The following is a 14671-nucleotide window of genomic DNA, read 5'->3' as shown; positions in this document are numbered from 1 at the left end:
TAACCGAGATTCGCCGCCCTGCCCCGCAGCCCCGCTGGGCGCGGCTTCGGCCGTAACAGCTCATACGCTTTGATGCATGAAAAAGGCCCGCGCGAGGCGGGCCTGGGAAGCGGTGCGCGGACCGGGCTCAGGGCGCGGACTGCAGCGCGCCGGCCTTGCGGCTGCCCGAGATCGCGCGCAGTACGTAGGGCGCGGGCGCGTCGCGGGTGTAGCTGGCGTCGGGCACCACGGACAGGGCAATCAGGGACTGCAGCGTCGCGTTGGGCCAGAAGTTCGGGGTGGCGACGTTGGACGCGCCCGGGATGTTGCTGGCCACCGAGGTCACGTTGTTCGACTGCACCGCGCTGCCGGCGGCGTACCCGCCGGTGATCAGTGCGGGGCTGCCCGTGCCGGCGAACAGGTTGGCCGTGAGCTTGACCGAGCTGGTGCCGTTGGCGATAGCCAGGAAGGCGCCGCCCGAGCGGGTGATGACCACCGTGTTGTGCACGGCCTCGAAGGTGTTGCTCGGGTTGGACAGGCCCTCGGCGCCGTAGGAGATGGCGTTGGGGTTGTCCGCGTTCGGGCCCTTGTGGAACATGTTGCCCTTCAGCACCACCTTGCCGCCGTTGGGGAAGTCGGCCAGGTAGCTCGACGTGCCGGTGGCGCCGTCCATGAAGTAGCTGTTCTCGATCACCGACTCCTTCGCCCGGCTCTTGAAGTTGTGGCCGATCTTGGCTTCGTGGAAGTAGCTGGAGGTCACCGCGATGCGGTTGATCTGGTTCACGTAGATGTTGTGCGTGTAGCCATCGCCCCGGCCGTTGCGGCCGAACTCGGAGCGGTCGATCGTGATCGTGGTCGCGCCGGCCGCGGCCAGGATGCCGTTCTCGTTGTCGAAGAAGCCGCTGTTGCGCACCGTCAGGTTGACGCCGGGTTCCACGCGGATGCCGGCGCCGTTCTGGTCGGGCACGGTGGCGTTGCGGAACTCGATGTTGTCGATCGTGATGTTGGGGCTGGAGACCACCCACAGGCCCTTGCCCTGCACGTTTTTCCCATCGGCGAACAGGCGGGCCTTGCCGCCCACGCCGCAGATGGTGAGGTTGCTGGCCTTCCAGGTCGCCGCGTCACCGCGGTAGTCGCCGGCGGTGATCTTGATCACGTCACCGGCCTGCGCCACGGCGGCGGCGGCGCTCGGCACGCTGTAGGTCTTGCCCGGGCCCACCTGCAGCACGCGGCCGGTGGCCGTGTCGCAGGCCGTGCCCGAGGGAGCGGGTGCCGGCGCGGGTGCGGGAGCAGGGGCTGGCGCCGGTGCAGGCGCGGGAGCCGGCGCAGGGGCTGGCGCGGGTGCCGGTGCGGGAGCAGGGGCCGGCGCAGGAGCGGGGGCTGGTGCGGGTGAAGGCGCCGGGGCGGGAGCCGGCGCGGGTGCAGGCGCCGGGGCTGGCGCGGCAGCGGCCATCACTTCACAAGTCTTGGTCGCGCCCTTGGCGGGATCGCTGCCGAAATAGCTGGCGGTGCACATGCCGGCCGTGCGGACCGTCTTGTAGGCCCAGCGGGTGCCGGTGCCATAACGCACGTTCTTCGTGCCGGAGAACCAGAAAATCTTGCCTTCGTTGGCGACCTTGGTCCAGGTCGCGGAGGCCGTCTGAGCCTGGGCCGGGGCTGTGGCGGCCACCATCGAGAACATGACCGCACAGGCGGCCAACACACCGGCGTGCGAAGCCGGACGGGAGAGGGAATCGAGTTGGGACATGGGAAGAATCACCTGAGAGCTGAAGAAAGAACGGCCGCCTCCTGAACACGGGTCTTCCGTGCCCTCCTGCCTGGCGGTCCGGCGGTTTATGGGGATGACTGCAGTGCGCCCGCCTTGCGGCTGCCCGAGATCGCCCGCGAGGCATAGGGCGTGGGCGCATCGCGCGTGTAATTCGAGTCCGGCACCACCGACAGGCCGATCAGGGCCTGCAGCGCCGCGTTGGGCCAGAAGTTCGGGCTGGCGATGCTGCTGGCGCCCGGGATGTTGCTGGCCACGGAGGTCACGTTGTTCGACTGCGCCGCGTTGCCGGCGGCGTAGCCGCCCGTGATCAGCGACGGACTGCCCGTGCCGGCAAACAGGTTGGCCGCGAGCGTGACCGACGAGGTGCCGCTGGCGATGGCCAGGAAGGCGCCGCCCGAGCGGGTGATGGCCACGGTGTTGTGCACGGCCTCGAAGGTGTTGGTCGGGTTCGACAGGCCCTCCGCACCGTAGGAAATGGCATTCGGGTTGCTCGCCTGCGGCCCCTTGTGGAACAGGTTGCCGCGCAGGTAGACGCGGCCGCCGTTCGGGAAGTCGGCGAGGTAGCTCGACGTGCCCGTGGGGCCGTCCATGAAGTAGCTGTTCTCGATCACCGTCTCCCGGGCCCGGCTCTTGAGGTTGTGGCCCACCTTGGCTTCATGGAAGTAGCTGCGGCTCACCGTCAGCCGGTTGATCTGGTTGACGTAGATGTTGTGCGTGTAGCCATCGCCCAGGCCGTTGCGCGCGAACTCGGAGCCTTCGATGGTGATGGTCGACGAACCCGCGTTGGCCAGGATGCCGTTCTGGTTGTCGTAGAAGCCGCTGTTGATGATGCGCAGGTCGCCCCCGTGTTCGGCGCGGATGCCGGCACCGTTCTGATCGGGCACCGTGGTGTCGCGGAACTCGACGCTGTCGATGGTGATGTTCGAGCCGGTGACCACCCACAGGCCCTTGCCACGGGCGTTGTTGCCGTTGGCGAACAGGCGGGCCTTGCCACCCACGCCGCAGATGGTCAGGTTGTTGACGGTCCAGGAAGCGACGTCGCCCCGGTAGTCGCCGGCGGTGATCTTGATCACGTCACCCGACTGCGCCGCAGCCGCCGCGGCGCTGGGCATGGCGTAGGCCTTGCCCGGTCCGACCTGCAACACGCGGCCGGTGGCGGCATCGCAGGCGGTGGCCGAGGGGGCCGGTGCCGGTGCCGGTGCGGGGGCTGGAGCTGGCGCAGGAGCTGGCGCAGGAGCTGGCGCAGGAGCAGGAGCAGGAGCAGGGCTTGGCGCTGGCGAAGGGCGAGGTGCTGGCGAAGGAGCCGGGCTCGGCGCTGGTGCCCCGGCCACCGGTTCGTTGACCGTGCCACCACCCGTGGCCGCCCCTCCGCCGCCCCCACCACCGCAGGCGGTGAGCGTGGCCGCGAACAGCGCGGCCAGCAAGGGCAGCGACCTGCGGGTCGAAGGGCCCTCCATCCAGGGCGTCGGGGTCGGAATCGGAGTCGGGTTCATATCGGCGGCACAAAAACACCTTGACGCTCACACGAGGGCGGCGGCAGGGGCGATCGGGAAAGGGTTCCAGGTCACACTGCGCTGCAGTGTCGGACAGGCCAGGAACGTGAGATAAATCACCACGATGGGCGGAGACCCGCTCAGCGCGAACGGAGTATCAGCTTCCCAACGGCTTGGAGTCCGGCACGAAAGGTGTGGGTTGGTAACAAAATTCCCCGCCCGAAAAGAGGTGCCCGGTGGAGGGCGTGTGTGCAATGTCCGCCCGCCGACCGGTGGCTGGTAACACGCCATACGTTTTGAAACCAGCCCGAAGGCCGTCACACTCGGGATTCACCGACTCACAATACCGCCATGCAAAAAAACCTCAGCCTCATCGGGGTGCCGACCGACATCGGCGCCGGTGCCCGCGGTGCCTCCATGGGCCCCGAGGCCTTGCGCGTCGCGGGCCTGGCCACGGTGCTCGAAGGCCAGGGCCTGAGCGTCGCCGACCGCGGCAACCTCGGCGGTCCGGCCAATCCCTGGTTGCCGCCCACCGACGGCTACCGCCACCTGGGTGAAGTGGTGGCCTGGAACCAGAGCCTTCATGAGGCCGTGCACGCCGAACTTGCGCTGGGCCGCCTGCCCATCGTGCTCGGCGGTGACCACTGTCTGGGCCTGGGCTCGATCAGCGCGGTGGCGCGCCACTGCCGCGAGGCGCGCAAGAAGTTGCGCGTGCTCTGGCTCGACGCCCACGCCGACTTCAACACCGCCGCGCTCACGCCCAGCGGCAACATCCACGGCATGCCGGTGGCGCTGCTCTGCGGCATGGGCCCGCCCGAACTCACGGGCATCGGCGGCACCACGCCGGCCATCGACGCCGGCGTGGTGCGGCAGATCGGCATCCGCAGCGTGGACGCGGGCGAGAAGCGCCTGGTGCACCAAGCCGGCCTGGAGGTGTTCGACATGCGCTACATCGACGAGATGGGCATGCGCCACACCATGGAGCAGGCGCTGATGGGCGTGGACGAGCAGACCCACCTGCACGTGAGCTTCGACGTGGACTTTCTCGACCCGGAGATCGCGCCCGGCGTGGGCACCACCGTGCTCGGCGGCCCGACCTACCGCGAGGCGCAGCTGTGCATGGAGATGATCGCGGACACCGGCCGGCTGTGCTCGCTCGACGTGATGGAGCTCAACCCCGCGCTCGATGTGCGCAACCGCACCGCCGAGCTGGCGGTGGACCTGATCGAAAGCCTGTTCGGCAAGTCCACCCTGATGCGCAAAAACTAAAGTTGTAACTCAATTACAACCAAAGGCTGCCCGCGAGGGCAAGCAGCCATCAGCTCTTGCCAACCACTTCGAAGTGCTCGACGACCGGAGGCTGGGCGAAAAACGGCCCGACGATGGCGCGCCACTGCGGGAAGGCATCGGAGCCCCGGAAGGCCACGGTGTGGTCTTCCAGCGTCTCCCACTGGATCAGCAACAGGTAGCGCCCGGGGGTCTCGATGCTGCGCTGGACCTGGTAGCCCTTGAAGCCCTTCGAATGGGCGATGACGGTGCTCACCCCACGAAGAATGGCCTCTTCAAAGGCTGCGCTCTTCAGGGGGTCGATGCGGATGTCGGCGTGCTCGAGAATCATCTTGTGGAGTCCCCCGCGCCGCCTCGCGTCACCCCCCAGGGGGCGATGCCTGCGGCCTGGCAAAGCCAGTTCCGCGGCATCCTGGATGACGTGCGTGCGCGCCGGAGGAGAGTGGTGGATCGGAGAAGCAAGGTTAACCGGGAACCGCGTGGAACCGGCTTTGCCGGGCCACTGCGGTTGCCCTTTCGGGGGGTGACGCGCCGTCAGGCGCGGCGCGGGGGGGACGATCGGCTCTCATCATATCGACCGCCTTCTCCGCCATCATGATCACCGGGGCATTGGTGTTGCCCCCCACCACGCTGGGCATCACCGACGCGTCCACCACGCGCAGGCCCGCCACGCCGTGCACGCGCAGGCGCGCATCCACCACGTCCAAGCCCCCCGGCGCGCCATCCGGCCCCATGCGGCAGGTGCCCACGGGGTGGTAGATGGTGTCGGCATGACCGCGGATGAATTGTTCGATCTGCGTGTCGCTCTGCGCCTGGGCCGACGAGGCCGACTCGGTGCCACCATGGCGCGTGAGTGCGGGTTGCTGCAGCAGCGCGCGCATGCGCTTGAAGCCCCGCACCAGGCGCGCGGTGTCGTCGCTGTCCTGCAGAAAGGCGGGGTCGATCAGCGGCGCGGCCTGCGGGTCGGCGCTGGCCAGGCGCAGGCTGCCGCGGCTCTTGGGGCGCAGCAGGCACACGTGGCACGAGTAACCGTGGCCGAACACCGTCTTGCGGCCATGGTCCACCAGCTTGCCGACCACGAAGTGCAGCTGCAGGTCGGGAATGGGCTCTTCGGGCGCGCTCTTGATGAAGCCGCCCGCTTCGGCGAAGTTGGTGGTCAGCATGCCGCTGCGCTGGCGCCGCCATTCGAAGATGCCGCGCACCGCGCGCGCCACGCCGGTGAGCGAGAGGCCGAACAGGTCCTTGACCTTCGGCGCGTTGACCACCATCACCACGTCCACGTGGTCGTGCAGGTTCTGGCCCACGCCCGGTAGGTCGTGCACCGGGGTGATGCCGTGTTCGCGCAAATGCGCGGCCGGGCCGATGCCCGAGAGCATGAGCAACTGCGGCGAGCCGAAGGCGCCCGAGCTCAGCACCACCTCGCCGCCGTCCTTGAGCCGCAGGATCTGCAGCGGACCGCGCCCGCCGTTGCCCCGGTACTCCACGCCCGCCGCGCGCACCGTGCCACCGTCTTCGGTGTCGGTCACCACGCGGGTGGTGAGCGCGTTCGTGATCACCTGCAGGTTGGGCCGCGCCAGGTGCGGCGTGAGGTAGGCCTTGGCCGCGCTGTGACGCTCGCCGTTCTTGTGCGTGACCTGGTAGGCGCCGATGCCCTCCTGCTCGGGGCCGTTGAAGTCGGTGTTGAGCGGATAGCCCGCCTGCGCGCCGGCTTCGACGAAAGCGGGCAGAAAGGCATTGGGGCTGCGCAGATCCATCACATTGAGCGGCCCACCCTGGCCGTGCCAGGCGTCGGCACCGCGCTCGTTGTGCTCGGCGCGCTTGAAGTACGGCAGGACCTCCTGGAACGACCAGCCCGGGTTGCCCAGCGCGGCCCAGCCGTCGTAGTCGCTGGCGTGGCCGCGCGCGTAGATCATGGCGTTGACCGAGCTCGAGCCTCCCAGCACCTTGCCGCGCGGCTGGTAACCACGCCGGCCGTTCAGACCGGGCTGGGGCACGGTCTGCAGGCCCCAGTTGGCCTGGCCGTTCTTCGCCAGCAGCGCCAGGCCCGCCGGGCAGTGGATGAGCACGCTGCTGTCGGGCGGGCCGGCCTCCAGCAGGGCCACCCGGGTGCCGGGGTCTTCGCTGAGGCGGGAGGCCAGCACGCAGCCGGCCGATCCGCCGCCAACGATGATGTAGTCGAACATGGTGTCTCCGTGGTGGTCAGCGCCATGCAAGGCGTGCGCGACAATCAAAGGCCAAGGTAGCACAGGGCCTCGCGCCCGGTTAGGCAGCACCGCCTAGGAAAGACACGCCGGCGACGCCGGGTTTTCACGGATTTTTGAACAGGAGCAGCGTCTTCATGAACAGCATCAACACGGTCGGCATCATCGGCTCGGGCACCATGGGCAACGGCATCGCACAGGCCTGCGCCACGCGCGGCATCCGCGTGGTCATGGTCGACATCGCGCAGGCCGCGGTCGACAAGGGCCTGGCCACGGTGGCTGGCAGCCTGGACCGGCTGATCAAGAAAGAGAAGATCACCGCTGCCGACAAGGACCAGGCGCTCGCCCTGATCAAGGGTTCGACGAACTACGAAGACCTCAAGGGCGCGCAGCTCGTGATCGAGGCCGCCACCGAGAACGAAGGCCTGAAGGTCAAGATCCTGCAGCAGCTCGACGGCCTGCTCGCGCCCGAGGTGATCGTGGCCACCAACACCAGCTCGATCAGCATCACCAAGCTGGCCGCCGCCACCCAGCGGCCCGACCGCTTCATCGGCATGCACTTCTTCAACCCGGTGCCCATGATGGCGCTGGTGGAGATCATCCGCGGCCTGCAAACCAGCGACGCCACGCACGACGCGGTGAAGGCGCTGGCCGAGGCCCTGGGCAAGTCGCCCATCACGGTGAAGAACGCGCCCGGCTTCGTGGTCAACCGCATCCTCGTGCCCATGATCAACGAGGCCTTCTTCGTGCTGGCCGAAGGCATCGCCACGGCGGAGGACATCGACGCCGGCATGAAGCTGGGCACCAACCAGCCCATCGGCCCGCTGGCCCTGGCCGACATGATCGGCCTGGACGTGTGCCTGGCCGTGATGAACGTCTACATGGCCGAGTTCAACGACGGCAAGTACCGCCCCGCCCCGCTGCTCAAGGAAATGGTGGCCGCCGGCTACCTGGGCCGCAAGACCGGGCGCGGCGTCTACACCTACTGAGCGTCGCCGGGGGCCGCCCAGCGCAGCGGCAAGGCCCCCTGCACCCGCCGCGCGTGGGTCACCTGCATGCGCAGCAGGCGCAGGCTGCCGTCCCACACCACCTTCGCCTGCACCGCGAGATACAGCAGGTCGCCCCGCTCGAAGTCCACGAACAGCAGGCCCGCCGCCGGGTGCAGGGCGATGTTGCCCAGCGTGTTGAAGAAGTGGTTGCCCAGGTAGTCGGGCACGGTCAGCACCTCGCCGGCCACGTTCACGAACCCCGGCGGGCCGCCCCGGTGCGACACGTCGACCCCATGGCTGCGCTCGCCGCCCGCAGACGCCTGGGGGTGGGCGGTGGCGATGAAGAAGGTGTCGGCGGCGCGGATCAGCCCGCGCGACGCCTCGTCCAGGCCCGGGCCTTCGAAAGCGATCTGCCCCGCAGGTGCGCCGGGTACCCACACCGGCTCCCGCGCCTGGATGTACTTCGGGCAATTGCCAAAGCTCTGACCGACCTCGACCGTGACACCGCCGTCCTGCAGCCGCGCCGTGCCGTTCATGCGGTTGCGCCGGCGCGTGTGCGGTTGAATGCCGAGCAGACCCAGGGCAGCGCCATCGCGCAGCGTGGTGTTCAGCGGGTCGTGCGGCAGGGGCCGCGCACCGATGTGCAGGTGCGTGGGGTCGGGCGATTGCATGAAGCCCGGCGCGCCCGCGAGCACGCTGGCCCAGGGCTGGCCCGACGGGTCTACGCTGCCCACCAGCACGAAGGGCAACAGGCCGAAGAACTCGCGGTGCTGGTCGGGCATGTGATCGCGCAACACGCGCGGGCCGATCTGCGCCATCTGCGCCTGCACACCGGCGCGCGCCTGCATCGCCTGTTCACCGGTGTGAAAGGCGGCGCTCATGCCGCCAACCCCACTGGCGAGGTCACCATCGGCACGAAGCCCGGCAGGGCCTCGATGCGCGCCAGCCAGGCGCGGATGGCCGGATACGGCTGCAGCGACACCAGGCCTTCGGGCGCCCGGGCCACGTAGGCGTAGTGCGCCAGGTCGGCCAGCGTGGCGCGCTCGCCGACCAGAAACGGCGTGCGCCCCAGTGCGCCTTCCATGAACTCGAACAGGGCTTGCGCACGAGCGATCGCCTCCGCCGGGTCGGTGGGCAGCCCGAAGAGCTGCACCACGCGCGCGGCGGCCGGTCCGGACGCCAGCGGGCCGGCGGCCAACGAGAGCCAGCGCTGCACGCGGGCCGCGCCCACCGGATCGCGCGGCAGCCACTGGCCCGGCGCGTAACGGGCTTCGAGGTACACCAGGATGGCGTTCGAGTCGCTCAGGATGAGGTCGCCGTCGCGCAGCACCGGCACCTGACCCAGGGGGTTCAGCGCCAGGAAGGCGGCGGACTTCTGCTGCTTCTGCGGCAGGTCGATCTCGACCGTCTCGAACGGCAAGCCGAGCAGCGAGAGAAACAACTCGACGCGGTGGCAGTGGCCGGAGATGGCGCTTCGGTGCAGCTGGATGGAAGGTGCCATGGATCGCTCCTGAAAGAGGAAAGGCGCCATCTTCTTTCTTGCAAGCGCATTCACAAATACCCCTGCACGCACAAGACTGCTCCACAAATCGGTTTAATGGCGCATGGACAAGTTCCGCGCCATGGTCACCTTCGTGCAGATCGCCGACGCCGGCAGCCTCACCGCGGCGGCCTGGGCGCTGGGCGCCTCGCTGCCGGCCGTGGTGCGCTCGCTCGCGGCCTACGAGGCCGAGCTGGGGGTGCGCCTGTTCAACCGCACCACGCGCCGCATCTCGCTCACCGAAGAAGGCCGGCGCCACCTTGAGAGCTGCCGCCAGCTCCTGGCGGCGGTGGACGACGCCGAGGCCGCGCTGAAGGACGATGCCACCGAACCCACCGGCCAGCTCACCATCACCGCCCCGGTGCTGTTCGGCCAGATGCACGTGGCCCCCGTCGTCACGCGTTTCGTGCGGCGCCACCCTCAGGTGCATTGCCGCGTGATGCTGATGGACCGGGTGGTGAACCTGCTGGAAGAAGGGGTCGACGTCGGCATCCGCATCGCGCACCTGGAAGACTCCAGCCTGGTCGCCCTGCCGCTGGGCGAGATCCGCCGCGTGATCGTGGCCAGCCCCGCTTTCCTGCGGGAACACGGCCGCCCGCAGCACCCCAACGACCTGCTCAAGGCCAACTGCGTGCGCCTGGTGGGCTACGCACCCCATTGGGGGCGTTTCCAGGAAGGCAGCAAGACCTTCAAACTCACCGTCGGTGGCAACCTGGAGTTCAATCACATTGCCCCGGCGGTGCAGGCCTGCGCGGACGGCGCGGGTTTCGGCCAGTTCCTCTCCTACCAGGTGGCGCCCTTGCTGCAATCCGGCGCGCTGGAAACCGTGCTGGACGACTTCGCGGACGCGCCGCGCCCGATCCACGTCGTCTACCCCCATGCCCGCCTGTTGCCCACGCGCACGCGGGCTTTCATCGATTTCATCCGACAGGAACTCAAAGGCTTCGAGCCCGGACACCCCCCACCATGAGCACTTCCTCTTTCGACTTTGACCTCTTCGTGATCGGCGGCGGCAGCGGCGGCGTGCGCGCCGCCCGCATGGCCGCGCAGCGCGGCGCGCGCGTGGCGCTGGCCGAAATGCTGGGCACCGACGGCCTGGGCGGCACCTGCGTGAACGTGGGCTGCATCCCCAAGAAGCTCTACAGCTACGCGGCGCACTATGCCGAAGCCTTCGAGGAATCGCACGGCTTCGGCTGGGAGCTGGACAAGCCCCGTTTCAACTGGGCCACGCTCAAGGCCAACCGCGCCAAAGAGATCAGCCGCCTCAACGGCATCTACGGCAACCTGCTGACCGGCTCGGGCGTGACCGTGTTCGATGCCTTCGCGCGCATCGACGGCCCACAGGCCGTGGTGCTCAAGCTCCATGGCGAGGCCGGCGAAAAACGCGTGACGGCGAAGCACATCCTCATCGCCACGGGCGGCAAACCCAGCGTGCCCGACATCGAAGGCCGCGAGCACGTCATCGACTCCAACGCCATCTTCGACCTCGAGCCCTTTCCCCAGCGCCTGCTGATCGTGGGCGGTGGCTACATCGCCAGCGAGTTCGCCTCCATCTTCAACGGCCTGGGCGCGAAGGTGACCCAGCTCTACCGGGGCGAGCAGATCCTGCGCGGCTTCGACGACGAGATCCGCCACTTCGTGGCCAACGAGATGATCAAGTCGGGCGTGGACCTGCGGCTGGGCGCGGACGTGGCCGCCATCGTGAAGACCCCCGACGGCCTGCAGGTGAAGCTCCAGGGCGGCGGCGAGGTGATGGCCGATGCCGTGCTGTACGCCACCGGCCGCGTGCCCACGGTAGGGGGCCTGGGCCTGGACGCGGTGGGCGTGGCCCAGGGCAAGGGCGGCGAGGTCATCGTCGACGAGCAGTACCGCACCAACGTGCCCTCCATCTTCGCCGTGGGCGACGTCACCAGCCGCCTCCAGCTCACCCCCGTGGCGCTGGGCGAGGCCATGGTGGTGGTGGACCAGCTCTTCGGCCCCGCCGCGGGCAAGCCGCCGCGCAGCATGGCCTACGACTTCGTTCCCACCGCCGTCTTCACCCACCCCAGCATCGGCACCGTGGGCCTGAGCGAGGCGGACGCGCGCAAGCGGCATGGCGACGTGACCATCTTTCGCAGCGAGTTCAAGGCGCTCAAGCACACGCTCTCGGGCAGCAGCGAGCGCACGCTCATGAAGCTGGTGGTGGACACGAAAAGCGACCGCGTGGTGGGCCTGCACATGGTGGGCGCCGAAGCGGGCGAGATCGTGCAGGGTTTTGCGGTGGCGCTCAAGGCCGGCGCCACCAAGGCGGTGTTCGACAGCACCATCGGCATTCACCCGACGGCGGCGGAAGAGTTCGTGACCATGCGCGAACCCGTCAAGGCCTGAACAGGCTCAGCGAAGCACGGCCAGCAAGGCCATGCACACGGCGGTGTGCGCCAGCAACCCGGGCACCAGCCACGCCGCGTAGCGAGCCCCGCCGCTCAGGACGGCGGTGACGCTCTTGCTCAGGGCGTGCACGCCCAGTGCCAGCATCACCGCCCACGGCACGCCCTCCGCAGGCGGCCCGCCGGACGCGAAGACCGCCGCCAGCGCCGAGTGCAGGTCGACGAGCGAGGCGAGCAAGGTCCCGGCCAACACGCCGGCCTCGCCCAGCCAGAGGTCCAGCGCATGCACCAGGACCTGGATGCCCGCGAGCAAGGCCGCAATGGCCATGGCGCCCCAAAGGCTGAACATCCGATCGCCCTGCGGCCCTCCCAGGCCCTCGGTGTGCGGCGACGACCCCATCGCGCCGCCCATTTCCATGGGCGCCCCGCGCACCAGCCACCCGCCCCACAAGGCGGCCAGCAGCGCGCCCGCCAACGCCGGCAACCACAAACCCGGGAGCCAGGTCGGGCGGACCGCCACCGCCACCAGCAACATCTGCAGCAAGGTGGGCACACACGACAACAAGCCCCCACCGGCCATCAGACGGGCCTCGCCGCCCTGCTGGCGCACGCCCATGCCCAGCGTGGCGATGGTCGCCGTGCTGGAGACAAAGCCGGAGGCGAAGGCCGAGAACGCCACCGCCTGCCGCGCCTGCAGCAGCCTCCGGCACAGGTGGGCCAGCGACTGGACCGCCAGCAGCAGCGCCAACAACTGCACGATGGTGGCCGGATTGAGCACCGGCCCCCACAAGGGCCGGTTCGGCATCAGCGGCAGCGCCACGAGCACCAGCGCGGCCAGCACGATGCCGTCGCGAATCTCCGCCGGGCGCAGCCACTCGGTCACGAAATGGTGCAGCCGCTCGCGCGCGGCCAGCAGCGCCGTCAGCCCGGCGGCCATGGCGGCCGCCAGCGGCAGTTGCCAGACGCACACCACGCCGATCAGGTAGGTCAGCAGCAGCGCCACTTCGGTGGTCGCACCCGGGTCCTCGGACCGGTCGCGCGCATAGGCCACCACACCCAGCGCCGCCACGAACGCCGCGCCGATCAGCACCAGACCCGTGTGCCCCAGGAGCGCGGCCAGCGCGCCGCTCACACACACCAGCGCGAAAGTGCGCAGGCCGGCAAAGGCCCGCGCCGGGCCCTCGCCCTTGCGGCGCTCGCGCTCGACACCGATCAGCAACCCGCAGCCCAGCGCGGCCGCCAGCGGGGCGGCGGCGGTGGTCCATTCGGGCAGGGTGATGGGCAACATGCGGTTTTCCTCCAGTTTCGGCCGTCCTGCGGTGCCAAGCAACGGCGCGCCACAATAGCGCATGCAAAAAACACCTGCCTACACCGCACCGCTCGTTTTCAAGGACCCGGCCGAGGCGCTGGCCCAGGTGCAGCGCATCTACCAGGACAACGTGGAATTCCTGCGCCAGGCCATGCGCGATTTCGTCGCCGGCGGCGATTTCACGCAGACCCATGTGCGGGCGTGTTACCCCTACGTGCGCTTGCACACCCACAGCGTGCTGCGCCAGGACAGCACCATCGGCCAGCCGCTGAGCCGCCTGAGCTATGGCTTCGTGGCCGGCCCCGGGCGCTACGAAACCACCCTGACCCGGCCCGACCTGTACAGCGACTACTACCTGGAGCAGTTCCGCCTGCTGCTGGCCAACCACGGCGGTGAGCTGGAGGTGGGTACCAGCACGCAGCCCATCCCCATCCACTTCTCGTTCGCCGAACACGACCACGTGGAAGGCAGCATGGACGTGATGCGCCGCGCGCTCATGCGCGACGTGTTCGACCTGCCCGACCTCACCGCCATGGACGACGGCATCGCCAACGGCACGCACGAGCCCCGCGCAGGCGAGGCGCACCCGCTCTCGCTGTTCACCGCGCCCCGGGTGGACTATTCGCTGCAGCGCCTGCGCCACTACACCGGCACCGCGCCCGAGTGGTTCCAGAACTTCGTGATGTTCACCAACTACCAGTTCTACATCGACGAGTTCATCAAGCTCGGCCGCGCCGAGATGGCCGACCCCGACAGCGAGTACGTGGCCTTCGTCGAACCGGGCAACGTGGTGATGCGCCGCACCGGCCTGGCCGCCGAGAACGGCGACGAACTCGGCAGCGCACCGCCGCGCCTGCCGCAGATGCCGGGCTACCACCTGCTGCGCGAAGACCGCAGCGGCATCACCATGGTCAACATCGGCGTGGGCCCGGCCAACGCCAAGACCATCACCGACCACATCGCCGTGCTGCGCCCGCATGCCTGGCTCATGCTCGGCCACTGCGCCGGCCTGCGCACCAGCCAGCAGCTGGGCGACTACGTGCTGGCCCACGCCTACGTGCGCGAAGACCACGTGCTGGACGAAGAGCTCCCGCTGTGGGTGCCGATCCCCGCGCTGGCGGAGATCCAGCTCGCGCTCGAAGCCGCCGTGGCCGACGTGACCGGCGTGCCGCCGGCCGAGCTCAAGCGCATCATGCGCACCGGCACCGTGGCCAGCACCGACAACCGCAACTGGGAGCTGCTGCCCGACAACATGCCGCAACGCCGCTTCTCGCAGTCGCGCGCGGTGGCGCTGGACATGGAGAGCGCCACCATCGCGGCCAATGGCTTCCGCTTCCGCGTGCCCTACGGCACCCTGCTGTGCGTGAGCGACAAGCCGCTGCACGGCGAGATCAAGCTGCCCGGCATGGCCAACCACTTCTACCGCGAGCGCGTGGACCAGCACCTGCGCATCGGCATCCGCGCCATCGACATCCTGCGCGCCGGCGGCACGGACCAGCTGCACAGCCGCAAGCTGCGCAGCTTCGCGGAAGTCGCGTTCCAGTGAGCCGGGGCGCCGGCCTCAGCCCCGGCCGGCGCGCACCAGCTCCACGGTTTCCTTGCGGTCGGTGCTGCCCAACCGCTCCAGCGTGAAGCGCACGACCCGCATCAGGTCCGGCGAATCCCGGCATGGCCAACCACTTCTACCGCGAGCGCGTGGACCAGCACCTGCGCATCGGCATCCGCGCCATCGACATCCT

Annotated in this window: 13 protein-coding genes; 6 read left to right on the top strand and 7 right to left on the bottom strand. The window is 69.2% G+C overall.

Annotated features, from left to right (window positions below; all coding sequences use genetic code 11):
* Nucleotides 1-127: 127 nt before the first annotated feature.
* Nucleotides 128-1726, bottom strand: a complete 1599-nt coding sequence (locus tag AC1Q9M_RS12515) for a right-handed parallel beta-helix repeat-containing protein (RefSeq protein ID WP_492434072.1) — start codon at nucleotides 1724-1726, stop codon at nucleotides 128-130.
* A gap of 86 nt (nucleotides 1727-1812) precedes the next feature.
* Nucleotides 1813-2892 (bottom strand): right-handed parallel beta-helix repeat-containing protein, encoded by a 1080-nt coding sequence (locus AC1Q9M_RS12510; RefSeq protein ID WP_492434070.1) that lies wholly within the window; start codon nucleotides 2890-2892, stop codon nucleotides 1813-1815.
* A 41-nt stretch (nucleotides 2893-2933) separates the two neighbouring features.
* Here AC1Q9M_RS12510 and AC1Q9M_RS12505 point away from each other — a divergent pair, with 41 nt between their 5' ends.
* Nucleotides 2934-3089 carry a hypothetical protein gene (locus AC1Q9M_RS12505; protein ID WP_492434068.1) on the top strand — a complete coding sequence of 52 codons (156 nt, stop codon included), beginning with the start codon at nucleotides 2934-2936 and terminating at the stop codon, nucleotides 3087-3089.
* Nucleotides 3090-3591: 502 nt separating this feature from the next.
* The gene (gene rocF / locus AC1Q9M_RS12500; protein WP_382154090.1) at nucleotides 3592-4509 is read left to right on the top strand and encodes an arginase; all 918 of its coding nucleotides are present in this window, start codon (nucleotides 3592-3594) and stop codon (nucleotides 4507-4509) included.
* Nucleotides 4510-4558: 49 nt separating this feature from the next.
* Here rocF and AC1Q9M_RS12495 read toward each other — a convergent pair whose 3' ends face one another.
* On the bottom strand, nucleotides 4559-4858 hold the full coding sequence (locus AC1Q9M_RS12495; protein ID WP_382321962.1) for an antibiotic biosynthesis monooxygenase family protein: 300 nt from the start codon (nucleotides 4856-4858) through the stop codon (nucleotides 4559-4561).
* 133 nt (nucleotides 4859-4991) lie between these two features.
* Complete coding sequence (locus AC1Q9M_RS12490) at nucleotides 4992-6710, bottom strand: GMC family oxidoreductase (protein ID WP_382321964.1); 1719 nt, start codon at nucleotides 6708-6710, stop codon at nucleotides 4992-4994.
* Between the two features lie 155 nt (nucleotides 6711-6865).
* On the opposite strand from AC1Q9M_RS12490, the gene AC1Q9M_RS12485 reads away from it, so the two are divergent.
* Nucleotides 6866-7717: a 3-hydroxybutyryl-CoA dehydrogenase gene (locus tag AC1Q9M_RS12485; RefSeq protein WP_382328200.1), complete on the top strand. Its 852-nt coding sequence runs from the start codon at nucleotides 6866-6868 to the stop codon at nucleotides 7715-7717.
* Here AC1Q9M_RS12485 and AC1Q9M_RS12480 read toward each other — a convergent pair.
* Nucleotides 7711-8598, bottom strand: a complete 888-nt coding sequence (locus AC1Q9M_RS12480; RefSeq protein WP_382321966.1) for a pyridoxamine 5'-phosphate oxidase family protein — start codon at nucleotides 8596-8598, stop codon at nucleotides 7711-7713. The two genes, AC1Q9M_RS12485 and AC1Q9M_RS12480, sit on opposite strands and share 7 nt — an antisense overlap.
* Nucleotides 8595-9218: a glutathione S-transferase family protein gene (locus AC1Q9M_RS12475; protein ID WP_382321968.1), complete on the bottom strand. Its 624-nt coding sequence runs from the start codon at nucleotides 9216-9218 to the stop codon at nucleotides 8595-8597. Before AC1Q9M_RS12475 ends, AC1Q9M_RS12480 begins: the two co-directional genes overlap by 4 nt.
* 103 nt (nucleotides 9219-9321) lie before the next feature.
* Here AC1Q9M_RS12475 and AC1Q9M_RS12470 point away from each other — a divergent pair, with 103 nt between their 5' ends.
* Nucleotides 9322-10227 carry a LysR family transcriptional regulator gene (locus AC1Q9M_RS12470; RefSeq protein WP_382321970.1) on the top strand — a complete coding sequence of 302 codons (906 nt, stop codon included), beginning with the start codon at nucleotides 9322-9324 and terminating at the stop codon, nucleotides 10225-10227.
* Nucleotides 10224-11624: a glutathione-disulfide reductase gene (gorA, locus tag AC1Q9M_RS12465; protein ID WP_382321972.1), complete on the top strand. Its 1401-nt coding sequence runs from the start codon at nucleotides 10224-10226 to the stop codon at nucleotides 11622-11624. Before AC1Q9M_RS12470 ends, gorA begins: the two co-directional genes overlap by 4 nt.
* A 6-nt stretch (nucleotides 11625-11630) precedes the next feature.
* Here the strand turns inward: gorA and AC1Q9M_RS12460 are convergent, their stop codons facing one another.
* A complete protein-coding gene (locus AC1Q9M_RS12460; protein ID WP_382321974.1) occupies nucleotides 11631-12911 on the bottom strand; it encodes an MgtC/SapB family protein in 1281 nt (426 codons plus the stop codon).
* Between the two features lie 61 nt (nucleotides 12912-12972).
* On the opposite strand from AC1Q9M_RS12460, the gene AC1Q9M_RS12455 reads away from it, so the two are divergent.
* A complete protein-coding gene (locus tag AC1Q9M_RS12455; RefSeq protein ID WP_382154071.1) occupies nucleotides 12973-14478 on the top strand; it encodes an AMP nucleosidase in 1506 nt (501 codons plus the stop codon).
* The last annotated feature ends 193 nt before the right edge of the window (nucleotides 14479-14671 follow it).

The organism is Hydrogenophaga sp. GW823-FHT04C09 (assembly GCF_058796355.1).
This window is presented reverse-complemented; position numbering and strand designations above follow the sequence as displayed.

Coding starts and splice junctions, on each gene's coding strand:
- AC1Q9M_RS12515 (WP_492434072.1), bottom strand. CDS start 1,726: ATGTCCCAACTCGATTCCCTCTCCCGTCCGGCTTCGCACGCCGGTGTG.
- rocF (WP_382154090.1), top strand. CDS start 3,592: ATGCAAAAAAACCTCAGCCTCATCGGGGTGCCGACCGACATCGGCGCC.
- AC1Q9M_RS12495 (WP_382321962.1), bottom strand. CDS start 4,858: ATGATTCTCGAGCACGCCGACATCCGCATCGACCCCCTGAAGAGCGCA.
- AC1Q9M_RS12490 (WP_382321964.1), bottom strand. CDS start 6,710: ATGTTCGACTACATCATCGTTGGCGGCGGATCGGCCGGCTGCGTGCTG.
- AC1Q9M_RS12485 (WP_382328200.1), top strand. CDS start 6,866: ATGAACAGCATCAACACGGTCGGCATCATCGGCTCGGGCACCATGGGC.
- AC1Q9M_RS12480 (WP_382321966.1), bottom strand. CDS start 8,598: ATGAGCGCCGCCTTTCACACCGGTGAACAGGCGATGCAGGCGCGCGCC.
- AC1Q9M_RS12475 (WP_382321968.1), bottom strand. CDS start 9,218: ATGGCACCTTCCATCCAGCTGCACCGAAGCGCCATCTCCGGCCACTGC.
- AC1Q9M_RS12470 (WP_382321970.1), top strand. CDS start 9,322: ATGGACAAGTTCCGCGCCATGGTCACCTTCGTGCAGATCGCCGACGCC.
- gorA (WP_382321972.1), top strand. CDS start 10,224: ATGAGCACTTCCTCTTTCGACTTTGACCTCTTCGTGATCGGCGGCGGC.
- AC1Q9M_RS12460 (WP_382321974.1), bottom strand. CDS start 12,911: ATGTTGCCCATCACCCTGCCCGAATGGACCACCGCCGCCGCCCCGCTG.
- AC1Q9M_RS12455 (WP_382154071.1), top strand. CDS start 12,973: ATGCAAAAAACACCTGCCTACACCGCACCGCTCGTTTTCAAGGACCCG.